This is a genomic window from Arthrobacter sp. B0316-5-4 (assembly GCF_059090325.1).
In genome coordinates this window covers 435,223-457,882 of record NZ_JBNHFN010000002.1, presented here as the reverse complement: position 1 = coordinate 457,882, position 22,660 = coordinate 435,223, and the positions used below count along the sequence as shown (strand labels likewise).

Below are 22,660 nucleotides of genomic sequence, written 5' to 3'. Positions count from 1 at the left end.
TGGGATACTCCCCTACGTGCCTCCAACCTTACCTTAGGCGTGGCCTGCGGTCTGCATCTGCCTCAATTCGCGCTTCAACTCCTTGACCTCGTCACGGATCCTGGCAGCCACTTCGAACTGCAACTCAGCCGCGGCCCCGTGCATCTGCTCCGTGAGCTGCTCAATGAGTCCCACCAGGTCCTCAGCGGGAGCTGCAGCAAGCCCGTCCTGCCGGACCGTGGCGGCACCCTTGGCGGCGGACTTACCCCGCTTGGCACCCTTGGCCAGCCGGTTGTTGTTCAGCAGCTCCTGGGTGTCGGCATCTTCCTTGGCCAGCTGGTCGGTGATATCGGCAATCCTCTTGCGGAGCGGCTGGGGGTCGATGCCGTGGTCGGTGTTGTACTGGACCTGGATGGCACGGCGACGGTTGGTCTCCTCGATGGCGTGGGCCATGGAGTCCGTAATCCGGTCCGCATACATGTGCACCTGCCCTGAAACGTTACGTGCAGCACGTCCAATGGTCTGGATCAAGGACGTCGAGGAACGCAGGAAGCCCTCTTTGTCAGCGTCCAGGATGCTGACCAGGGAGACTTCGGGCAGGTCGAGGCCTTCACGGAGCAGGTTGATGCCCACCAGTACATCGAAGACCCCCATGCGGAGTTCGCGGAGCAGTTCGACGCGCCGCAGGGTGTCGACATCGGAGTGGAGGTATTCCACTTTGACGCCGTGGCCCACCAGGTAGTCGGTGAGGTCCTCCGCCATCCGCTTCGTCAGGGTGGTCACCAGGACGCGTTCGTTCTTTTCGGTGCGGGTCCTGATCTCGCCCAGCAGGTCGTCGATCTGGCCCTTGGTGGGCTTGACCACTACCTCGGGATCGATGAGCCCCGTGGGGCGAATGATCTGCTGGACGTAGCCATCGGCCTTGCCGAGCTCGTACTTGCCCGGGGTTGCGGAGAGGTAGACCGTCTGGCCGATCCGTTCCAGGAACTCGTCCCACTTCAGGGGCCGGTTGTCCATGGCGGACGGCAACCGGAAACCGAAGTCCACCAGGTTGCGCTTGCGGGACATGTCACCTTCGTACATGGCACCGATTTGTGGAATGGTCACGTGGGACTCGTCCACGACCAGCAGGAAGTCGTCCGGGAAGTAGTCGAGCAGGCAGTGGGGTGCCGTCCCGGGAGCGCGGCCGTCAATATGCACCGAATAGTTCTCGATGCCGTTGCAGAAGCCCATCTGCTGCATCATTTCGAGGTCGTATGTGGTGCGCATCCGGAGGCGTTGCGCTTCCACCAGCTTGTTCTGCCCCTCAAGGACTTTCAAGCGGTCGGCAAGTTCGTCTTCGATCCGCTTGATGGCACGTGCCATCCGTTCCGGCCCGGCCACGTAGTGGGACGCCGGGAACACGTACATTTCCTCTTCCTCCCGGAGGACTTCTCCGGTCAGCGGATGCAGGGTTTGGATGTTCTCGATTTCATCGCCAAAGAATTCGATCCTGATGGCCAGTTCTTCGTACATCGGGATAATTTCCACGGTGTCGCCGCGCACCCGGAACGTCCCCCGGTGGAAGTCCATGTCGTTGCGGGTGTACTGCATGGAAACGAATCTCCGCAACAGGTGGTCCCGGTTCATCTCCGCTCCCTTGCGGAGGGTGACCATCCCGGCGATGTATTCTTCGGGCGTTCCCAGGCCGTAGATGCAGGACACCGTAGCCACCACGATGACATCACGTCGGGTGAGGAGGGCGTTGGTGGCGGAGTGGCGCAGCCGTTCGACTTCCTCGTTGATGGAGGAGTCCTTCTCGATGAAGGTATCTGTCTGCGCTACGTAAGCTTCCGGCTGGTAGTAGTCGTAGTAGGAAACGAAGTACTCCACAGCATTGTTGGGCAGCAGTTCACGGAATTCATTGGCCAACTGAGCCGCGAGGGTCTTGTTCTGGACCATCACCAAGGTGGGTCGCTGGACCTGCTCGATGAGCCACGCCGTCGTAGCGCTTTTGCCCGTACCTGTGGCGCCAAGGAGGACAACGTCCTTCTCGCCGTTGTTGATGCGTTCCGTCAGTTCAGCGATGGCGGCTGGCTGGTCACCGGCAGGTTTGAACTCGCTGATCACTTCGAAAGGTGCGACGACACGGTTGATTTCCTGGGCAAGGCTCATGAATCAAATCTACCCCCGCCCCAGGACAACTACTGTCCGCGTTTGCCATCAGCGGAAGACGAATACGACGGCGGCTGCCAGCCCGTGCGGTCCGCCCACTCATTCATGAGCGGCCAGGCGACATCGGTGAACCAAGGCTCCTTGGCATCCGCGTAGGCCGCGGTGCCGTGGTCTTCAGCGTGCTTGGCTGCCAGTTCCCGTTTGTGCGCCTCGTACAGGGCCAGTGCCGATGGTTCGGCCCGCAACCAGTCACGGAACTGCAGGGCGTAACGCCACCCGGGAGATCCCGCCACCCGCACGTGCAGGTTCACTGGGCGCCCAGGGTCCGCGTTGGCGTGGAATCTCTTCTCCCACTGCCGTGGATCCGGATCGGTGGATTTTGGCGTGTCCGCGTTGGCATGTGGCACGGCCGGATAGCCGGCGGCGGTCAGCAATGGCGCAATCCGGTCCGCCGTCTTCAGGTCGGTCACGGCAAGTTGGAGATCGATGACGTCTTTGGCGGCCAAGCCGGGCACCGACGTCGAACCTATGTGGTCCACCGCGATGATCTCCCCCGGTGCGGACGCCGCAATGCGGGCCGCGAGCCGCTCGGCCTGTGCGCTCCAGGTGGCGTCGGCCGGGACCATGACAGCCGCGCCTGGCCTGGAGGCCCGCACGTCACGTCGAAGGTTCTCCGCGAACGGCACCAACCGTTGCTCCCAGAGGGCATCGACCTGGGCCAGGAGTTCCTCCCGCGTGCCTGCGTTGGAAAGCAACACGTCAGCGGCAGCATTGCGCGCTTGGCGCGTGGCCTGTGCCGCCATGCGGGAGCGGGCGTCTTCCGGCGTCATTCCGCGGAACTCCACCATGCGCTGCAAGCGGACGTCATCCGGCGCATCAACCACCAACACCAAGTGGAAGTTACTGCCCTGCCCTGTCTCAACCAGCAGCGGAATGTCTTGCACCACGATGTCACCGGTTCCTGCCGCTGTGACAATTGCCGCGGCTGCTTCACGGACCAGCGGATGGATGATGCCATTGAGCACTTCCCGCTGCCCGACGTCCCGGAACACTATGGAGCCAAGCTGAGGCCGGTCCAGCCTGCCGTCCTGGTCGAGGATCCCCTGACCGAATGCTTCCACCACCCGTTCCAAGCCGGGAGTGCCAGGTTCCACCACCTGCCGTGCGAGGGCATCAGCGTCGACAAGGACAGCGCCCAATTCCTGCAGCCGTGATGCAACCAGCGATTTTCCCGAGGCGATGCCGCCCGTCAGCCCAATCTTCAACACCACTCAACACTAGACTGAAGCGGTGGAAATTGAGGACGACAGTCGCGCAACAACGTACACAACGCTCGCCGAGGGGCCCGATGTCCGCCACGAACTGGAGATCCGGCGGTCCCGGTTCATCACCGTCCTACGTCGTTCGCCCGACGAGGAGACCGCCCGTTCGCTGGTATCGGATTTACGACGGGAATTCCACGATGCCCGCCACCATTGCTCGGCGTTTGTCATCGGACCGGATCGCATGGTCCAGCGCTCCAGTGATGACGGTGAGCCCTCGGGAACCGCCGGCATTCCCATGCTGGAAGCCCTCATCAAACGCGAGACAGCGCCCCAGGTGACCGACCTGAGCGACGTAAGTGTCGTCGTCGTGCGCTATTTCGGTGGGATCCTGCTGGGTGCGGGAGGGCTGGTGCGTGCCTATTCGGAGTCTGTCTCGTCAGCCTTGGAAGCCGCTCCCCTGGTGCTCCGCCGGCGCCTGCGCCTCTGTGCGCTGGAGGTTCCGCATGCCGAAGCCGGACGCCTCGAGAATGAGCTCCGGGGCGCGGGGTACGTCATGGCTGAAACCGGTTACGAGGCCAAGCACACCATTCTGCGGCTGGCACTCGCTGACAACCCCGCTGAGTTTGCCGCGGCCAAGGGCAGGTTGGCGTCGCTGACAGCAGGGACCATTGAATTGCGGCCTGAGGGAACCGAATGGATCGACATTCCGCGCTGAGAAGCCCGTGCCCGGTTCCGCTCCGTACAACGCAAAAGGACCCCTGCCCGGAGGCAGGGGTCCTTCTTTGGCTATTCAGCACATCCCGTGAGGGAGGCGGAATTAGTTGCCGGTGAGCTTCTCGCGCAGAGCGGCGAGTGCTTCGTCGGACGCCAGGGTACCGGCGTTGGACTCAGCAGCAGCCGGCTCCGAGGAGTAGCTGGTGGTGCCGGAATCGCTCTCACCGGACGTTGCAGCAGCAGCGTCGTCGGCAGCGTGCTGGGCAACCTGCTTCTTGTGGGCTTCCCAGCGGGTCTGGGCGTCAGCGTACTGCTGCTCCCAAGCGGCGCGCTGGTTCTCGTAGCCTTCGAGCCATTCGTTCGACTCGGGGTCGAAGCCCTCAGGGTACTTGTAGTTGCCCTCTTCGTCGTACTCAGCGGCCATGCCGTACAGAGCGGGATCGAACTCGGTGCTGTCAGCGTCAACGCCCTCGTTAGCCTGCTTGAGGGAGAGGGAGATGCGGCGACGCTCGAGGTCGATGTCGATGACCTTGACGAACAGTTCGTCGCCAACGGAGACAACCTGCTCGGCGAGCTCCACGTGGCGGACAGCCAGTTCGGAGATGTGCACGAGGCCTTCGATGCCGTCTTCGACGCGAACGAACGCACCGAACGGAACCAGCTTGGTGACCTTACCCGGAACAACCTGGCCGAGGGCGTGGGTGCGGGCGAAGGTCTGCCACGGATCTTCCTGCGTAGCCTTGAGCGACAGGGAGACACGCTCGCGGTCCAGATCCACTTCGAGGACCTCGACGGTGACTTCCTGGCCAACCTCGACAACCTCGGAGGGGTGGTCGATGTGCTTCCAGGACAGCTCGGAAACGTGAACGAGGCCGTCTACGCCGCCCAGGTCCACGAATGCACCGAAGTTGACGATGGAGGAAACAACGCCCGGACGGACCTGGCCCTTTTCCAGCTTGTTGAGGAACGTGGAGCGAACCTCGGACTGGGTCTGCTCGAGCCATGCACGGCGGGACAGAACAACGTTGTTGCGGTTCTTGTCCAGCTCGATGATCTTGGCTTCGATCTGCTGACCGATGTACGGAGCCAGGTCGCGGACACGACGCATCTCGACGAGGGATGCGGGCAGGAAGCCGCGCAGGCCGATGTCCAGGATGAGGCCACCCTTGACAACCTCGATGACGGTACCGGTAACGACACCGTCTTCTTCCTTGACCTTCTCGATGTCGCCCCAGGCACGCTCGTACTGAGCACGCTTCTTGGAGAGGATCAGACGGCCTTCTTTGTCTTCCTTGGTGAGAACCAAAGCTTCGACCTGATCGCCAACGGCGACAACGTCACCGGGGTCAACATCGTGCTTGATGGAAAGCTCGCGGGAAGGGATGACACCTTCGGTCTTGTAACCGATGTCGAGCAGAACTTCGTCGCGGTCGACCTTGACGACGGTACCTTCGACGAGGTCACCGTCGTTGAAGTACTTGATGGTGGCGTCGACAGCTGCGAGGAAGTCCTCAGCGGTACCGATGTCGTTAATGGCGACTACGGGGGTACCGGGCTTCTCGGTGGAGGTGATGGTCATGTAGTAGGGGCTCCGTTGTGGATAGTTAGTCGGTCAGGCAAACCGCTGCCGCCCGGGTCCGGACGGCAGAACACGGCAAATTACCGGGTCATCCTGATTTGTGGATTAATACAAAATGGATGCATGCACGTAGTACACGCCCGTTTATTCTAGTCGCATTGGCAAAGCAGGGTCAAAAGGAGTCCTTCGCGGTGAGTACGTCGCTGAGCCGCCCAAACCCCATGCCCTTGTCCAGCAGCCGCGGGAGGACGCGTGCATAGCCTTCCGCCGTGCCTGCGGCCGGCCTGTTGAAGTGCGAAATGACGATGTCTCCGGGCGCTACCCGGCCCACTTCGGCGGCGACGGTCGCTGCCGGATAAGTGGCTCCGCCGTCGCCGTTCACCGAGAAGTTGACGGGCAGCAAGCCAACCCGGTGCGTCATGGCAGCGGCCACGTCGTCGTAGTAGGCAGTCCCGGGCCGGAAGAAGCCAGGCGTTTTCCCGCTCAGTTCATGCATGACTTCCTGGTTGCCCATGAGTTCGTCGTAGGCCGCCGAGGCCGTAGCAGTTCCGGCAATTCCGTAGGCGGCCTTGCCGTTCACGGACAAGGGAAGGTGCGCGGTGCCGTGGTTGGCGAGCTCAAACAACGGGTCTGCTGCCAGCTCAGCCGCAAGCCCCTGGTTGGCATGGATCCAGCGGCTGTTCATGAAGAGGGTCGCGGGTATGTTGAGCCGTCGCAGCGTATCCAGCAGCTTCTGGTCGCACGCCGCCCCGCCTGGTCCGCCGCAGGCATCAAAGGTGAGGGCCACGTGCCGGGACTGCGAGTTGTTCACCACCCCGGTTACGTGGAGCCCCCATTCCTTGGGCCTGCGTCCCCCGAACTCCGCCAGGATCTGCTGCTTGTCCGGCACCGCCGGAGGCTTGGGCGCTGGTGCCAGGGCGGCAGCGGCCTGTTCGCGGGACCGGGCAGCGATGGACGGTGGCGGAGTGGCGGGGCCCGACGCCGGCCGTGTTCCCTGTCCCATCCCGGCGGCATTGGGGCCGGGTGCGCTTGCATTGTCCGAGCACGCTGCCAGGGCGGCTGAGGCTAAGCCCGCCATTCCAAGCAGCACTGATCGCCGGCGGGCCAACGGCCGCCGCTTGGAATCCCCCATGGATGTCCCTATCTTTGTGTGGCTATGTGATTATGGTCGCTCCGGGCAATGCCCTAGAAGTGGGTCAGGCAATGCGCGGATCGCTCAACTGCGAAGAGCTGCTGGGCTTCCAGCGCGGCGCCTGGGCGTTTCTCGTTGATGCGCCCCGCGGCGGCCAGGGTCACCGGCGACACGGCCCCCAGGTAGATGGACGCGAGGTCCGCCACGTCCAGGCTGAGGTCGGGCGTTTCGCCCGCAGCGTCCCGCACGACGGCGGCAGCACCGCCGTCGGACTCCAGAACCCAGGTGCCGCCCGCCAGCCCCAACGGATCCGCGACGTCCAGTACCAGCCGTCCGGCCGTGGCGTAGCGGCGGGCCTGCAGGGCGGCCGGAGTATCCAGGATCCGGAGCCAGAGCATGTCCCGGATTTCCGAAGCGTCAATGCACCTCGGATCTTCAAGGGCCCATGCCAGGGGGTCGTCCACGGGAGCCTCGGCCCCCGTAATCTCGTCAATGAGGTCGATGCTGCCCAGGAACCGCCAGAGGTCAAGGTATCCGGCGTTGGTCGCCGCTACGAAGTCAACGATTTCCATGGTGTAGGGCTTGTGCTCCCACCCTTTGAAGCGGTAGGAAACGTATCCGTCCAATGCTCCGGAAAGGTCGTAGTGCAGGGCGCAGCGGACAGTGGTGTCGGGCTTGCCGTCGTGGCCAATGGAGCCGGACGCCACCAGCCTGTAATACTCCTGCCGATCAATTGAACCGGGCGAAAGCCGTTGGACCCGTTCAAACACCTTGGGTGCCACTTCCAGGAGGACTGCGGGATCGGCGACCTCGACGGTGCCCTCCGGTTCGCCCCTCAGCCGGAAACGTGGCCCGGCATCAACCTTGATGCTGCGTTCGAAAGTAGCCACCCCGAAGCCAAAGCGCCCATAGATGGAACCTTCAGAAGCCGTGAGGGCCGCCATCGCCAAGCCGTCGTCCTTGGCGGACTCGAGGTCGGCGGTGATCATGCCGCGGAGAATTCCGTTCCGGCGGTGGGTGCCACGGACCGTTACGGCGGTAACCAGGTTGGATTCAAGTTGCCGGCCGAAGCCGATGTTCAGGGTCTTCCGCATCGTGGCGTACGTCGCCACGGGAACGTCGGCACCCAACGAGTGGTCAGGCACGCTGCCATTGACATACACGCCGGTCAGCTGGCGCTGGTCTGTTTGGTAGGCCGCGAGTGTCTTGGCCAGGTATTCGTCGTCGCGCCGTTGCTGGTGGAAGCCGTGCGAGACCGCCTGCACCCACGTGGCGCAGCGGCCGTAACCGGCGTCATCCGGGTTCCCTACGGCAGGAAAACGCTGGACGGAGTATTTTTCAAGGTTTCGTTCATTGGGATCAGCCACGCTCCCGAGCCTAGCCAGACCCCGGAGGGCGCGCCACCATCTCGGCGGCGCGCCCTCCGGCGATCCATTGAATGCTTGGCTGGGCTAGTGTCCGGCCTCGTACCAGCTGGAGCCAACGCCGATCTGGACATCCAGCGGGACGGAGAGGTCAGCCGCCGAGCCCATCTGTTCGATGACCAGTTTCTCCACTGCTTCGCGTTCCCCGGGTGCAACCTCGAGGACCAGTTCGTCGTGGACCTGCAGCAGCAAGCGGGACTTCAGGCCCTGGCTGGCCAGCTCCGCTGAGACGCCCAACATGGCGCGCTTGATGAGGTCCGCAGCCGAACCCTGGATGGGAGAGTTCAACGCGATGCGTTCTGCTGCCTCACGCGCCTGCCGGTTGGTGCTGGTCAGGTCCGGCAGGTAGCGCCGGCGGCCTTCGATGGTGGCCGTGTAGCCATCGGTGCGGGCCTGGTCCACGACGCCGCGCAGGTAGTCCCGCACACCACCGAAACGGTCGAAGTAGTCCTTCATGAGGGTGCGCGCCTCATCAACAGAGATCTCCAACTGCTTGGAAAGGCCGAAGGACGTCAGCCCATACGCCAAGCCGTACGACATCGCCTTGACCTTGGAGCGCATGGCGCTGGTAACGTCGGCCGGCTCAACGTTGAAGATCCGGGAGCCCACGAAGCGGTGCAGGTCCTCGCCGTCACGGTAAGCCTGGATGAGGGCTTCATCGCCGGACAGATGCGCCATGATGCGCATCTCGATCTGCGAGTAGTCCGCGGACAGCAGGCACTCGTAGCCCTCGCTGACAACGAAGATACCGCGGACACGGCGCCCTTCCTCGCTGCGGACGGGGATGTTCTGCAGGTTGGGGTTGTTGGACGAGATACGGCCGGTGGCAGCGATGTTCTGCGCATACGTGGTGTGGATGCGGCCATCGTCGGCAACGGACTTCTTGAGTGTCTCCACCATTTGGGCCAGCTTGGAGGACTCACGGTGCGCCATGAGCTGGATCAGGAACTCGTGGCCGGTCTTCTCCAGCAGCCCCTTCAAGGACGCAGCATCCGTCGTGTAGCCGGACTTGATCTTCTTGGTCTTGGGGAGCCCAAGTTCGTCGAAGAGGACAGTCTGCAGCTGCTTCGGGGATCCGAGGTTTACCTCGTGTCCGATCGCGGCGAACGCCTGCTCCTGGGCATTGCCGATCACCTTGGTGAGGTCGGCTAGCTGCTCATCCATACGGTCCGTGGAGACGTAGATACCCGTCAGTTCCATTTGCGCCAGAACGCGCGCCACGGGAAGTTCCAGTGTCGTCAGCAAGGCATCTGCCTTGATGTCGGCAAGTTCGGTTTCGAAGTGCTTGCTGAGGGCATGAACGACGGCGGCATGCTGGACCAACGCTGTTGCGGCAACTTCGTCGGTTTCCCCGGAAAGGTCCAGTTCCAGTTGGCCGGATTGGGCCGCAGCGGCGGTGAGCGAAATTTTCAGATGCACCTGGGCGAGCTCGGCGAGGTCGTAGCTGCGGCGGTCGGGCTGGATCAGGTAACCGGAGATGGACGTGTCATCCACGACGCCCTCAAGCCCAAGGCCCCGGTTATGCAGGGCCTTGAGTGCCGATTTGAACTCGTGCAGCACCTTGGCTTCTTCCGGGTCAAGCAACCAGCGGAGCAACACCGACTCTGCTGCGGCATCCAGGTCCGTGAGCTCAATGTAGGCTGCACCGTTGTTCCGGACAATGGCCAGCGCACTCGCGTCATCGCCGATCCGCCCGGGAACCAACTGCACCGCGAGGGCCGAGCGCGTGCCTGACCCTGCCGCGAAGAACGCCTCCAGCGCGCCGGCATCCGTGAGCCTGGAGAACTCCGGGGCGTCGATGGTGTCGGGTGCTGCTCCTGCGGTGTCGTCGCCGTAGAGGTCAAAGAGGCGGGTGCGGAGCGTCCGGAATTCGAGCTCTTCAAAGAGCTCCTCAATGGCCTGCCGGTCCGGTCGGGGCTCGTGCAGGTCCGCAAGGGTCAGCGGCAGGTCCAGGTCGGACAGCAACTGGTTCAGCCTGCGGTTGCGCTTGACGTTCTCCAGGTTCTCCTTGAGCGCGCCCCCCACCTTGCCGCCGATGGCGTCCAGGTTTTCCAGGATGCCTTCGAGGCCCCCGTAAAGGTTGATCCATTTGGCGGCGGTCTTGGGGCCAACGCCGGGAACACCGGGCAGGTTGTCCGCCGATTCGCCCACCAGTGCGGCGAGGTCCGAGTAGAGGCTCGGTTTAACGAAGTACTTCTCTTCGATGGCTGCAGCGTCCATCTTGGGAATGTTGCTGACGCCCTGTTTGGGGTAGAGCACAAAAACGTTGTCGTTGATGAGCTGGAATGCATCCCTGTCGCCGGAAACGAGGAGGACCTCGAAGCCCGCCGCGTCGCCTTGTGCGGCGAGCGTAGCCAGGACATCGTCCGCTTCATATCCGGGCATGGCGATGGTCCGGATGCCCCAGGCCTCCATGACTTTGGCGATGAGGCCGATCTGTCCCGCGAACTCCGCGGGGGTGGCGTTGCGTCCGCCCTTGTATTCGCTGTACTCGGCTTTGCGGAACGTGGTGTCATCGGAAACGTCGAAAGCCACCGCAACGTGCGTCGGCTTCTGGTCCTTGATGAGGTTGATCAGCATGGACGTGAAGCCGTGCACTGCGTTGGTGTACTGCCCTCGGGCAGTGGAGAAATTCTCGGCGGGAAGGGCATAGAACGCCCGGAACGCCATGGAGTGGCCATCGAGGACCAGCAACCTGGGCCGGCCCTCCCCCGTGCTGTTGGCGGAAGGTGCGGGTGCTGTAGCGACGGCAGCAGCCTGGGCCGTTGGAACCTGGTCCGGTTTGGTTGTTTCACTCACAGGTGCCAGCCTAGTTGGCATGAAGGACAATTTCACGCCGAACCCGTTTGTCGACGAGCTGAATGAGGCAGGTGTGCCTGAAGAATTCCATGATTGGCTGTCGGCCCACGGAGTTGGCGCCCTGGTGGTGAAACTCGGCATCCGTTTTACCGAGATGGGTGCTGAGCGCATCGTGGCAACCATGCCCGTGGAGGGTAATACCCAGGTCGCCGGAATCCTGCACGGCGGGGCCCACGTGGTCCTCGCCGAGACACTGGGATCCTTCGCAGCCTCCTTGCACGCCGGAAGGGGCAGGCATGCGGTGGGCATCGAAGTGGGCGCCACCCATCACCGCTCGGTTGCCGCTGGCTTGGTGACTGGCACGTGCACGGCCATCCATCTGGGCGGAACACTTGCCACGCACGAGATCGTCATCACCGACGACAAGGGCCGCCGCCTCTCGACGGCCCGGATCACCAACATGATCCGGGACAACCGGCACTAGGAAGCGGTGACCGCCTGCGGCATCCGGTAGTGCAGTTCAGCCGCGGCGCCCCCAAGGATGCGGGACGAGACCAACTCAAGGGGCGCCGTCGGGCCCTTCAGCGGCAAGAGCCGCTTCCCGGCGCCCAACACCACCGGAATGATGGTGACGATGATTTCGTGGAGGAGTCCCGCGTCCGCAAACTGGGCCACCAGGTCTCCGCCGCCGACCAACCACACGTTCTTGTCGCCGGCGGCCTTGAGCAGGTCGGGCGCGAACCCGCGGACGTCACCGCGGACAAAGGTGATGTCCGATCCCGCTGGCGCCGGGTACTCGTGGTGCGTGAAGACCCAGCATGGTGTTTCCGGGTACGGCCAGTTGTCCGGCTCGTGTTCGATCAGCCACCGGTAGGTGTCACCACCCATGGCGATGCACCCGACTCCCGCCATGAAGGACCCGATGCTTTCGTTCACGCCGTCCACCTGGTCGAACTGCAGGAGCCAGGCCAGATCGTCGTCTGGTGAGGCAATGAAGCCGTCAATGGTGGACGCTACGTAGTACTGAAAAAGTGACATGGCCCCAGACTAGTCAGCCGGCGGAGGGGTTCCCATATTCCACCCTGACGCTGCCATCGTCACGCAGCACCACAACACGCCCCCGGGCAAGGCTCCAGCCATCGTTGAGCAGGAAGATCCGGCCACCGCTGACTACCAGCAACCTGAGCCCGGTGTACCGGTACAGCGGGGCTGCATCGGTACCGGCCGATTCCTCATGGACGTTCGGGGCGGTGACGGCCAGGCGCTCCTTGCTGTAGACGACGGCGGTTGGCAACAGGCCGGACCGTTCCTGGTAGTCGACGGCGGCACCGCGCCCCAGCGCCTGGGCGTAATCCGATGTACCCCAAAACAAAAGCAGTGTGACGAGGGCGAAGACCAGTGCCCGCTCCAAGGCCCTGGGCCTGGTCGCGCGCGGACCACCGGAGGGGGTGGCCGCCCGACGCCTCACGCCCAGGCCCCAGGTTCCTACGACAAGTCCGGCCGCAATGAGGAACGGGGCGTACAGGAGAATCTGGCCGGGCCTGGTGACCACAATGATCCACATCACGGCCGCATATGCGAACCCCAGGATGATGACTACCATCGCGATCCGGTGGACCAGCGTCCGGTAGGCGGCCCTTTCGATAAGCCGCATCACGGCGCGGTCCAGCATCAGCCACAACAGCCCGATGACCACCAGCCACGCCAGTGGCTGGAACAGGGACTGGATGCTTCGAAGGATGAAATCCTGGACCGTGTAGCCGAACAGGCTCACGTCAAGTCCCATGGCCTTTGCTTGGGCATCCGTGCGCGCCCACCCAAAATAGACCAGGAGCGCAGTGGCAACGGTCAATGGGGGCCCGATGACTGAGAGGACCTCGAGGGTCCTTTTCCAGCGGGTATTGCTGTTGCTGTTTTCCTCGGCCTCTTGGGGGTCGCTCACGGTGCGGCCGTCGGGGACGGTTCAACGGATGTCGCGGGGGCCGTGGGGACATCCGGTGGCTGCGTCGCGGGCGCGGTCGTGGTGGGTGCCGATGGAGGTAGCGAACTGGTGGACACGCCGGAGTCGTCGTAGAAGAACGTGACCGTTCCTGCGACGTCCACCGTGTCAGTGATCGAGATCCGGACTGAGTCCCGACCATTTGCCGGGGGCATCCGCAGGTAGACCGTTCCGTAGTCCTGCCTGTCACCAACAAAGTCGACATCCGCTGGTACGCCGTCGAACAGGACCTCAGCCACACGCACGTAGTACCCGTCCAGCCGGACGATGGTGCCGCCAGTGCTGGGGCCTGTTGCGCGGGCTGTGCCGGGAACGGGCCTGAGGTCCTTGTCCACCACGGTCAACCCGACCAGTTGCCTTGGGCAGGCCTGGCCTTGCCCTGGCTGAACGTTGAAGGTGGCCTGCGGATTGCTGCGATGCTGGGCAACCAAGGACGCCGCGGTGACGGCAACCCTGAATTCCAGGCATTTGCTTTGCGGAATCTGCGGAGTTGCTCCCACGGCATTGGATGCCAGTTGCCAGTCCTGCTGGCTTCCGCTTTGCAACGCCCGGCAGACAGCGGCGCCCGCCTGCCACACTGCGGCGTCCTCCGCGCCTTCGACGCTTTGGGCCAACGCGTCGCACTGGAATTGCTGAAGCAGGAGATACCGCTGTCCCGTGGTGGGGTCGTTGGGTCCAATGGGGCCGATAGGTAACCACTGCACTACTGGTGCGTTCGCCTGTGGCGCGCCGGGGCCGGCAGGGCCGACGGGCTGGGCAGCGGTAGGCGCGGCAGCGGTTGGCTGCAGTGGTTGCGAGGTGCCCGGGGTGGCTGGGCTGGAGCCCTGGTCAGGCCGGAGACCTTCTGTGGAGGGGGGAAGGCAGGCAGAGAGTCCCAACATCAGGACCGGCACCAGGGCCAGTCCGATGAGATGGCTCCGGGATTGGCATTTCATGACAGCCCCACATCTGCCGGATCACGATCACGCAGTCATGTGCATAACTACACTGCTGATTATTCTCCCGATGGGACGTGACTACCAGAGAGGCCGCTATTTTCCGAAGTAGGGAACAATCAAGTAGATACCGAACAGGACGGCAACCCCGCACACGCCGAAGCACAGGTAGGCCAGCGAACGGACCAGTGCAGGGGACTTCTGCTGGGCGTCCCCGGCGATGGCCGTCAAGCGCACCCCGAGTGAATACAGGACCACCAGGGTGACCGCAGCCACGAGGGTGACACCTGCAACCTGCAGCAATTCCAACCATTTCATCGCTGCACGTCTCCGCTCGGGGTGGTCTTTCGGTTTTTCTTCTTTTTCCGGAACCGCACGGCGTGGCCAGCTTCATCGACTTCGACGGCGTTGTGGTGGCCCACATGCGACTTACGTGAAACAACGAACATGAACACCACGGCTGCCGTTCCAACCACCGCGGCGATGATGACGCCTACGACGCCGGTACTCACCAGGAGTGCCGTCAGGGCACCGACGATGGCCGAGGCCGGGAGGGTGAACAGCCAACCCAACGCAATCTTGCCGGCGGTTCCCCACCGGACCGATGTGCCCTTGCGTCCCAGGCCGGAACCGATAACTGAACCGGAAGCCACCTGCGTGGTGGAGAGGGCGAAACCCAGGTGCGATGAAGCCAGGATGGCCGAGGCCGTGCTTGTTTCAGCGGAGAATCCCTGCGCGGGCTTCACCTCGGTCAAGCCGGAGCCCATGGTCCGGATGATGCGCCAGCCGCCCGCGTAGGTGCCGATCGCAATGGCCAGGGCGCAGGCGGTGATGACCCAGAACTGGGGCCCGCTGCCGGGCGCCTGCGTACCACCGGCGATCAGGACCAGGGTGATGATGCCCATGGTCTTCTGGGCGTCGTTGGTGCCGTGGGCGAGGGCCACCAGGCTGGAGGTGAAGATCTGGCCGGTGCGGAACCCGCCGCGTTTCTGCGTGAGTTTGTCGCCGGTCTCGGGATCGTGCCTTGAGGTGAGCGCGTAAGCGAGGCGGGTACAAATGTAGGCCACGAGCCCCGCGATCAGGGGCGCGAAGACCGCAGGCAAGATGACCTTCTGCAAGACGGTTTCGAAGTTGATGGAGTGGAAGCCGATGCCGACCACCGCGGCACCGATCAGGCCGCCGAACAGGGCGTGCGAGGAACTGGATGGCAGGCCCTTGAGCCAGGTGACCATGTTCCAGAGGACTGCGCCCATGAGTCCGGCGAAAATAATGTCCGGCGTGATGTGGATGCCGTCCGAACCTTCCCGGATCAAGCCTCCGGAAATGGTTTTGGCCACTTCCGTAGAGAGGAACGCGCCCACAAGGTTGAGGACGGCAGCCAGGGCGACAGCCGTTTTGGGCTTGATCGCCCCCGTAGCGATGGGTGTAGCCATCGCGTTGGCTGTGTCGTGAAACCCGTTGGTGAAGTCAAAAAATAGGGCCAACGCTATTACCAGCGCGACCATGAAGGTGATATCCACCTGTTGCCCAATCTGCAGAGTCGACGTTCAGCAGTTCCACTTCCCCGTACCTGCCATCCACAGCATAGTTCAGCATCTGTTCAACTGACTCGACTTGCGGGATTCACTCTGGCGGGCTTGAAACCTTAAGAATCCTACGTGGCGGGGGCTGAGCGGACAAACGTACCCGGGCCGGCTTCAACCCAAATATGCCCGGACCGCCGCCAACTCCTTGCGGGTCAGGCCCTTCCGCGGATCCGGTGAGATGCACAGCACACGGTCCTGCTGGTACTCAGCCCAGGAGCGGGCGTCGGACTCGGCACTGAGTTGGTCATCCACCCAGATCATCCGATCACTCCCGGCAGACGCCAGATCCTTCTGGAGGGCCACCAGTTTCCACCATTCGGGCCCCTCGTCCCACCCTTGGCTGGAAAGCACCGGCCAGTCCTGCCCCCTTAGGCCGATGGCGGGACAAAGGAACTCGGGCGCCAGCCGTTCCCAGGTGGTCAGCCAGACGAAGCGGGCGGCAGGGTGGCTGGCGAGGTCGTTGAGTTCGGCAACGACCTCGGGGGCGAAGGCGACTTCGAGGATGCCGGCGTCGGCGAAAGTCCACTCATTGCCCCAATCAGTGGCGCCTACGGGACTAAAGGGGTTCACCACGCCGTCGACATCCAGGTAGATCGATACGGGGGCCATCCGGCCATGGGCGGAATCCATGTCCACTCCCCCTTCCCCAACGGTTCAGCAACAGCCTACGGGATGGCGCAGCAGTCGGTCGATGACCGGCAGAATCAAACTCTTGACGTTCGTCATGTAAGTGATATTCTCAAAGTATGGAAAAGCCCCCCGTCCATTCCCCCCAGAGCGTCCGCCACATCGAGGACAGTGTCCGTACCGACTTCCGGCATGCGATGTCTTATGGCGGCTACCTGGACCTTGACCAATTGCTTAGTTCCCAGCACCCCCTTAGCCAGCCGGAACACCATGACGAACTGCTGTTCATCATCCAGCACCAGACCAGCGAGCTGTGGCTCAAGCTTGTCCTGCACGAACTCCTGGAAGCCCGGAGGTTGTTCGACGCCGATAACCTGGGCAAGGCGCTCAAGTGCATCGCCCGGGTGAAGGCCATCCAACGCACCATGACCGAGCAATGGTCCGTGCTGGGCACCCTGACGCCCCGCGAGTACTCCCAGTTCCGGGGCTTCCTGGGAAGCTCATCGGGTTTCCAGTCCTACCAATACCGCGGTGTCGAGTTCCTGCTGGGAAACAAGAACCGGGGCATGTTGCGTGTGTTCGAAAGCGAGCCCGAGGCCCACGCACTACTGGGCAGGTTGTTGGAGGAGCCCACGCTTTACGACGCGTTCCTTGGAGTCCTTTCCCGCGCCGGCTACGACATTCCCGCCGACATCCTTGAGCGGGACACCAGCGAACCGTGGACCTTCCGCCAGGACCTCGTCCCCATCTTCCAGAAGATCTACGAGTCGGATGACACACAGTGGGGCCTCTACGAAGCGTGCGAAGACCTGGTGGACATCGAGGACAACTTCCAGGCCTGGCGGTTCCGGCACCTCAGGACCGTCCAGCGCACCATCGGGTTCAAGGTAGGTACCGGCGGATCTTCCGGGGTGGACTTCCTCAAACGCGCCCTGGACCTGACCTTCTTCCCCGAGCTCTACGCCGTCCGCACCGAGATCGGCAACTAAGCAACACTGCCCGCCGCCTACACCGCAGGAGGAACCATGACCACCGCACAGCAAATCCACCGGCCAACGTCGGCCGAACTGGACGCCGCAGATCCCCTCGCCACCCAGCGTGAAGCCTTTTACGCGCCCGACGCCGATCAGCTCACCTCATACTTGGACGGCAACTCACTCGGACGCCCACTGAAGGCCACCGCTGCACATCTCGCGTCCTTCGTCCACGATGCCTGGGGCAGCCGCCTCATCCGGGGCTGGGACGAACAATGGATGGACGAACCCACCAAGGTAGGCGACCGCATCGGTGAAGTGACCCTTGGTGCGGCCCCCGGACAGACCACGGTCGGCGATTCCACATCGGTCATGCTGTACAAAATGATCCGGGCGGCAGTCGATTCCCAGCCCGGACGCGACGAGATCATCATCGACCGCGACAACTTCCCCACTGACCGGTTCATCATCGAGGGAATCGCCAAGGAGCGCGGCGCAACCATCAAGTGGATCGCCGCCAATCCCGCCAGCGGGGTCCGCGCAACCGACCTGGACGGACTGCTTGGCGAGCGGACCGCCGTCGTTGTCCTCAGCCATGTGGCTTATCGCTCCGGGTTCCTCGCGGACGCGAAGGGGATCACCGCCAAGGTGCACCAGGCCGGTGCGCTGATGCTCTGGGACCTGTGCCACTCAGTTGGCTCCGTACCGCTGGAGCTGGACGAGTGGGGAGTCGACCTCGCGGTGGGCTGCACGTACAAATACCTCAACGGCGGGCCTGGTTCACCGGCCTTCGCCTACGTGAATGCTTCGCAGCAGGACCGTTTGCAGCAGCCCATTTGGGGTTGGATGGGCGCCGCGAACCCCTTCGGCATGACGGATTCCTACGAGCCGGCGCAGGGTATCCGGCGGTTCATCACGGGAACACCGCCGGTGCTGGCCATGCAGCCGCTCAAGGACATGGTGGAACTGATCGCTTCGGTGGGCATGGAGGCCGTCCGCGAGAAGTCGATCAAGCTCACCGAGTACGCCATCGCGTTGTCCGAGGAACACCTGGTGCCCCTTGGCGCCGAAATCGTGAGTCCCCGGGATCCTGAAGAGCGCGGCTCGCACATCACCGTGGACCACCCGCTCTTCGCTGACGTGACCGCCGCATTGTGGGAGAAGGGAGTCATCCCCGATTTCCGCCCGCCACACGGACTGCGCATTGGCCTGTCGCCGTTGAGCACCAGCTACGCCGAGGTTGAGCTGGGAGTGACCGCCATCCGGGACGCCCTCGCCGAACTGCTGTGAGCCTGAAGTGAGCGCTGTACTGGACGATATGGACTCCCGGCCCGGGAGTACCACCTCTTTGTTGCGGACCGTCATTGGCCTGTACTTGAGGGAGGCCGGCGGTTGGATGTCGGCGAAGGACATTGTTGCGCTGATGGAGGCCCTCGGCACATCCGGGACGGTTACGCGGACCGCCTTGGGCCGGCTGCGCAAGAAAGAGGTGGTGCTGCAGGAAAGCCGTGACGGCCTCCCCGGCTTTACGCTCACCGAGGGCGCATCCACGATGCTGGCCCGTGGCGACCGCCGGATCTACAACCCACGCAGCATGGGTGACGACGATCCCTGGTGCCTGATCTCCTTTTCCATCCCGGAGACTGAACGCGAAAAGCGCCACCAGTTGCGGCGGAGACTCCATTGGATCGGCTGCGGGACAGTGGCTGCGGGCCTGTGGATCTGCCCTGATTCCCTGCGGGCGGAGGTGGAGGAAATCCTCGCCGACCTGGACTTGCGTGACATGACAACTGTCTTCGTGACCGAGACGCCCCTGGTCGGTGGCAGCCTCCGGGACGCGGCCTCGAGCTGGTGGGACCTGGAAGCGGTGGCCGAACTTCATCAGGACTTCATCAGGGAACACGGCGCCGCGGCTTCAGGCCAAACCGTTGATGTGACGGCGCAGGCCTTCGCGACCTACGTCCAGTGCATCGATCGATGGCGGATCATTCCATACCTCGACCCCGGGTTGCCGCCGGCGTTCCTGCCTGCCGACTGGCCCGGGGCCGAGGGTGCTGAATTGTTCAAACGGATCGTTGCCGCCTACGCCGAACCCAGCGCGGAGTTCGTTCGACGCTGCCTGCAGGGCACGGCGGCGGCTACGGCTTCCTGACGGCGATTCCCCGCCAGTACGGCTCCCCCAGCTCTTCGATGGGAGTCTTGGCGGTTTCCCGGGAGAAGAAGGCGCAGACTCCGGCTATGGCCATGCACAGCACCGCGAAGCCTGCCACGGGAAGCCATCCGTCGTGGCCCTTGCCCAGGAGGAGTCCTGCGATGAGGGGAGCAAAACCAGCCACCACCAAACCCAACTGGTTCCCCAAAGCCATGCCTGAATACCGGACCGGAGCCGCGAACAGTTCGGCGAAGTAGGCGGGCCAGATCCCGTTGAAGCAGGAATAGAGCAATGTCATGTTGATGAAGGCCGCGGCAAAGACCAGGAAGATGTTCCCGGTGGACAACGCCATGAAGTAGGCAAAGATCGTCACCGAGCAGCCGATTGCAGCCGTCAGGAGCAACGGCCTGCGCCCCAGCCTGTCGGAGAGCTTCGCAGTCAGCGGCATCACGAACATGGAGAGGCCAATGGCTACCGCGTTGACCGTGAGAATGGATGCCTCGTCGAAGCCTGCGGCACCGGTGGCGTAGGACAATCCGAAGACCGTGAAGATTGTCTGCATGACGGACATGATGGACATGCCAACCACTCTCGCCACATCCGGGGATTGAAAACGAAGGACTTCCCGCAGTGGCATGGGTGCTACCGCCTTCCGGTCCTTGGCGTCCTCAAACACCGGAGTCTCATCCAGATGCGTCCGCACCCAGTACGCGATGCCCAACACCACGATGGACAACCAGAACGGGATGCGCCAGCCCCAACTCATCAGCGCCTGGGTGGGCAGCGCGGACACCGGAATAAAGACGAGCGTCGCGAGCACCATGCCGGAGGCGTAGCCGGTCATGACGAAGCTGGTAAAGAAGCCGCGGCGCCCCTCCGGTGAATGCTCCAGGGTCAAAGTGGACGCGCCGGCAGATTCCGCCCCTGCGGAGAAACCCTGCGCCAGGCGGCCAATGACCAGGAGGACCGGAGCCCAGACGCCGATCTGGCTGTAGCTCGGCAGGAACCCTATGCCGAGGGACGACAGCCCCATAACGCCGAGGGTGATAAGCAGGATTTTCTTCCGGCCCAGTTTGTCACCGAAGTGGCCCATGACCAGTCCACCTACCGGCCGTGCCACGTAGGCCACGCCAAAGGTGGCGAAGGCTCCGATCAGGCCAACCGCGGGGTCGTCGGAGGGAAAGAAGAGCGGACCGAAGACCAGCGCGGCGGCTGAGCCGTAGATGAAGAAGTCGTAGTACTCAAGGGTGCTACCCAGGAACGAGGCCAAGGCCGCTTTCCCGGGGGTCTTGCGCAGCGTCGTTGGCTGCTGGGCAGTGGTTGACATGGCTGTTCTCCTTTGAACGGCGTCCAGGCGGTGCTTCAGAGGTGGAAATCGACGGCGATGATGTGCTCGCTGTTGGGAAACGAGTACTTTTTGAGGGGCTCGTGGAGCGGATGGGTGTTATAGACCTCGATGTCTTCCGCAGAGGCAAAGTCGGCAACGATCGCATAGTCGAAGGAGCGTTCGTGCTGGAAGACGTCAGCGCCGTGGGTCAGTTTCAGGAGGCCTGGAATGTTGCCGTCCATCGCGTCCAGGCCGGCCATCCAGGCGGCTTTGTCGGCCGCGGGAAAGTCCGGCTTGAACTTGAACAGCACTGCGTGGCGGATCATGCTCCCACTCCTGTCGGGACGCTTACTCCGACATATTCGGCCGTCTGGCCTGCAATGGTCCGGCCCGCAAGGTATCCCATGGTCATGATGGGGCCCAGGGTGGCACCCGCCCCCGGGTACCCCGCGGCGTAGGCATTTTCAGTCGTGTTACCGGCGGCGAAAAGGCCCGGGATAGCTTGGCCGTCTACGTCCAAGACGCGTGCCCGGCCGTCCGTGGCGACGCCTCCGTTGCTTCCGAACGCACCATTGACAACTGCCATTGCGTAGAACGGTCCGGTCAACAGCGGGCCCAGTGACGGATTGGGCCAAGGGCAGTCGTCATCGCCCCAGTACTTGTCGTAGGCGCTTTCACCCCGGCCGAAGTCCGGGTCCTCGCCTTTGACGGCGTATTCGTTGAAGCGGCTGACCGTTGCCTTGAGTTCGTCGGCAGGGACACCGATCTTTTCGGCCAGCTCTTCCAGCGTGGGTGCTTCGATCAGGTAGTCCGGCGTCGGTTGGCCGGCCCGGTGAGCCAGGACGCCGTAGCGCTCCAGGTAGCCGTGGTCGAAGACCACATGTGCCGGAGTGTTCAGGGTCTGGTTGTTCGGCGAATCCCAGGACTGCAGGCAGCGTGCGAGGTCGTTGTAGTTCTGGGACTCGTTGGCGAAGCGGCGTCCGTGCCGGTTGACCATGAGCGAGCCGGGTCCTTGCCGTTCGAACCTCAGCAAGGTGCCAATGGGTGCCCCGTCGCGGTTGTCGCCGGTAATGGACATGGGGGCCCACCAGGCTTCACGGGTTCCGCGGGTCTGTGCCCCGATCCGCTGGGCCATCTTCAGTCCGTCGCCAGTGTTGGACGGCGGTGAGCACATGATGTACAGGCGGGAGGCCAGCAATGAATCGGCCAATGCCTTGTCCCACTCGAAGCCACCGGTAGCGAGCACAACCCCGTCGTTGGCGTGGATAGTTTCACCCGACTCGAGTTCGACGCCCACTACCCTGCCGCCGTCGAGCAGGAGGCGTTGACCGCGGGCGCCAACCACCAGCGCCGCGTCATCACGGACCAGGCTCGCGAGCAGCATGGCAACCAGGGCGTGGCCTTTGGCCACAAGCCCCTGTTCCTGCCGCTGGTTCAGTTCATTCCACGGGAATTTGGTGAAGGCACCCCAGTTTTCATACTCCTGCATGGTGAACGGTGCCCTGCCATCGGAACGGACATGGTGGGCAAGGTCTCCGAGTGCCTCGCGGATATTGAACAGCTCGGGTTCAACGGTGCGCCCGCCCTCGACGGAACCGGGCAGGTCCTGGCGGTAGTCCGGGAAGTTGTCCAGGAAAATGAAACGGACCCCGCATTCGTCCTCGGTAAAGCGGAGCATGGTGTCCCCGAAGTCGAGGGCAGCGTCCAGGAGCTCTTCACGGCTGCGGCCGCGCGCTACAGCGCGGATGTACTGCGCCGCGGCTTCCTTGGAGTCGTCCAGGCCGGCTTCACGGGCGTGGTGGTTATCGGCCACCCAGAGCATGCCGCCCGACACCGCAGAGGTGCCGCCCAACAGTTCGGTCTTTTCGAGGACGACGACGGATTTGCCCGCCCTTGCGGCGGTGGCTGCCGCGGTCAGGGCGCCTGCGCCCGATCCGACCACTACGACGTCGTAGGTATCGGTCTGTGTGCCGTTCAAAAATTTCACGGAAAAGCCTTTCAGGAAAGGGAATAG

General features: G+C 63.3%; 20 protein-coding genes. 5 read left to right on the top strand and 15 right to left on the bottom strand.

Annotated features, from left to right (window positions below):
- Window positions 1–33: 33 nt before the first annotated feature.
- Both uvrB and coaE read right to left on the bottom strand, forming a co-directional pair.
- Complete coding sequence (gene uvrB / locus AC5RU9_RS06450) at window positions 34–2,133, bottom strand: excinuclease ABC subunit UvrB (protein WP_494015794.1); 2,100 nt, start codon at window positions 2,131–2,133, stop codon at window positions 34–36.
- Between the two features lie 29 nt (window positions 2,134–2,162).
- Window positions 2,163–3,401: a dephospho-CoA kinase gene (coaE, locus tag AC5RU9_RS06445; protein ID WP_494015793.1), complete on the bottom strand. Its 1,239-nt coding sequence runs from the start codon at window positions 3,399–3,401 to the stop codon at window positions 2,163–2,165.
- Window positions 3,402–3,423: 22 nt separating this feature from the next.
- Here coaE and AC5RU9_RS06440 point away from each other — a divergent pair, with 22 nt between their 5' ends.
- Window positions 3,424–4,113 (top strand): IMPACT family protein, encoded by a 690-nt coding sequence (locus AC5RU9_RS06440; protein ID WP_494015792.1) that lies wholly within the window; start codon window positions 3,424–3,426, stop codon window positions 4,111–4,113.
- Between the two features lie 102 nt (window positions 4,114–4,215).
- On the opposite strand, the gene rpsA is transcribed toward AC5RU9_RS06440, so the two are convergent.
- The 4 genes from rpsA to polA all read right to left on the bottom strand — a co-directional run bounded on the left by rpsA (window position 4,216) and on the right by polA (window position 11,067).
- On the bottom strand, window positions 4,216–5,691 hold the full coding sequence (gene rpsA / locus AC5RU9_RS06435) for a 30S ribosomal protein S1 (RefSeq protein ID WP_090821282.1): 1,476 nt from the start codon (window positions 5,689–5,691) through the stop codon (window positions 4,216–4,218).
- Window positions 5,692–5,863: 172 nt separating this feature from the next.
- A complete protein-coding gene (locus AC5RU9_RS06430) occupies window positions 5,864–6,823 on the bottom strand; it encodes a polysaccharide deacetylase family protein (RefSeq protein WP_494015791.1) in 960 nt (319 codons plus the stop codon).
- A 53-nt stretch (window positions 6,824–6,876) separates the two neighbouring features.
- Window positions 6,877–8,190 (bottom strand): GNAT family N-acetyltransferase, encoded by a 1,314-nt coding sequence (locus AC5RU9_RS06425; RefSeq protein WP_494015790.1) that lies wholly within the window; start codon window positions 8,188–8,190, stop codon window positions 6,877–6,879.
- An 84-nt stretch (window positions 8,191–8,274) separates the two neighbouring features.
- Window positions 8,275–11,067, bottom strand: coding sequence for a DNA polymerase I (gene polA, locus AC5RU9_RS06420; RefSeq protein WP_494015789.1), 2,793 nt, complete (start codon window positions 11,065–11,067; stop codon window positions 8,275–8,277).
- On the opposite strand from polA, the gene AC5RU9_RS06415 reads away from it, so the two are divergent.
- The gene (locus AC5RU9_RS06415) at window positions 11,066–11,530 is read left to right on the top strand and encodes a hotdog fold thioesterase (protein WP_211712601.1); all 465 of its coding nucleotides are present in this window, start codon (window positions 11,066–11,068) and stop codon (window positions 11,528–11,530) included. The genes polA and AC5RU9_RS06415 overlap by 2 nt on opposite strands.
- On the opposite strand, the gene AC5RU9_RS06410 is transcribed toward AC5RU9_RS06415, so the two are convergent.
- The 6 genes from AC5RU9_RS06410 to AC5RU9_RS06385 form a co-directional block, all read right to left on the bottom strand.
- A complete protein-coding gene (locus AC5RU9_RS06410; RefSeq protein ID WP_494015788.1) occupies window positions 11,527–12,084 on the bottom strand; it encodes a dihydrofolate reductase family protein in 558 nt (185 codons plus the stop codon). The two genes, AC5RU9_RS06415 and AC5RU9_RS06410, sit on opposite strands and share 4 nt — an antisense overlap.
- 13 nt (window positions 12,085–12,097) lie before the next feature.
- Window positions 12,098–12,988 (bottom strand): hypothetical protein, encoded by an 891-nt coding sequence (locus tag AC5RU9_RS06405; protein ID WP_494015787.1) that lies wholly within the window; start codon window positions 12,986–12,988, stop codon window positions 12,098–12,100.
- A complete protein-coding gene (locus tag AC5RU9_RS06400) occupies window positions 12,985–13,980 on the bottom strand; it encodes a hypothetical protein (protein WP_494015786.1) in 996 nt (331 codons plus the stop codon). The genes AC5RU9_RS06405 and AC5RU9_RS06400 overlap by 4 nt, the downstream gene beginning before the upstream one ends.
- A 96-nt stretch (window positions 13,981–14,076) precedes the next feature.
- The gene (locus tag AC5RU9_RS06395; RefSeq protein ID WP_211712598.1) at window positions 14,077–14,298 is read right to left on the bottom strand and encodes a hypothetical protein; all 222 of its coding nucleotides are present in this window, start codon (window positions 14,296–14,298) and stop codon (window positions 14,077–14,079) included.
- Window positions 14,295–15,500 carry an inorganic phosphate transporter gene (locus tag AC5RU9_RS06390; protein ID WP_211712597.1) on the bottom strand — a complete coding sequence of 402 codons (1,206 nt, stop codon included), beginning with the start codon at window positions 15,498–15,500 and terminating at the stop codon, window positions 14,295–14,297. Before AC5RU9_RS06390 ends, AC5RU9_RS06395 begins: the two co-directional genes overlap by 4 nt.
- 177 nt (window positions 15,501–15,677) lie before the next feature.
- A complete protein-coding gene (locus AC5RU9_RS06385) occupies window positions 15,678–16,196 on the bottom strand; it encodes an HAD domain-containing protein (protein WP_494015785.1) in 519 nt (172 codons plus the stop codon).
- A 116-nt stretch (window positions 16,197–16,312) separates the two neighbouring features.
- On the opposite strand from AC5RU9_RS06385, the gene kynA reads away from it, so the two are divergent.
- From kynA to AC5RU9_RS06370, 3 genes are read left to right on the top strand one after another with little or no spacing between them, the layout of a single operon-like run.
- On the top strand, window positions 16,313–17,182 hold the full coding sequence (gene kynA / locus AC5RU9_RS06380; RefSeq protein WP_494015784.1) for a tryptophan 2,3-dioxygenase: 870 nt from the start codon (window positions 16,313–16,315) through the stop codon (window positions 17,180–17,182).
- Between the two features lie 36 nt (window positions 17,183–17,218).
- Window positions 17,219–18,457: a kynureninase gene (gene kynU / locus AC5RU9_RS06375; RefSeq protein WP_494015783.1), complete on the top strand. Its 1,239-nt coding sequence runs from the start codon at window positions 17,219–17,221 to the stop codon at window positions 18,455–18,457.
- A gap of 7 nt (window positions 18,458–18,464) precedes the next feature.
- Window positions 18,465–19,319 carry a PaaX family transcriptional regulator gene (locus AC5RU9_RS06370; RefSeq protein ID WP_494015782.1) on the top strand — a complete coding sequence of 285 codons (855 nt, stop codon included), beginning with the start codon at window positions 18,465–18,467 and terminating at the stop codon, window positions 19,317–19,319.
- Here the strand turns inward: AC5RU9_RS06370 and AC5RU9_RS06365 are convergent.
- The 3 genes from AC5RU9_RS06365 to chcC1 are packed head-to-tail and all read right to left on the bottom strand — an operon-like array spanning window position 19,306 to window position 22,633.
- Window positions 19,306–20,646, bottom strand: a complete 1,341-nt coding sequence (locus AC5RU9_RS06365; RefSeq protein WP_494015781.1) for an MFS transporter — start codon at window positions 20,644–20,646, stop codon at window positions 19,306–19,308. The genes AC5RU9_RS06370 and AC5RU9_RS06365 overlap by 14 nt on opposite strands.
- A 35-nt stretch (window positions 20,647–20,681) precedes the next feature.
- Complete coding sequence (locus AC5RU9_RS06360; protein WP_494015780.1) at window positions 20,682–20,972, bottom strand: Dabb family protein; 291 nt, start codon at window positions 20,970–20,972, stop codon at window positions 20,682–20,684.
- Window positions 20,969–22,633: a 4-oxocyclohexanecarboxylate 2-dehydrogenase gene (gene chcC1, locus AC5RU9_RS06355; protein WP_494015779.1), complete on the bottom strand. Its 1,665-nt coding sequence runs from the start codon at window positions 22,631–22,633 to the stop codon at window positions 20,969–20,971. The genes AC5RU9_RS06360 and chcC1 overlap by 4 nt, the downstream gene beginning before the upstream one ends.
- Window positions 22,634–22,660 lie beyond the last annotated feature (27 nt).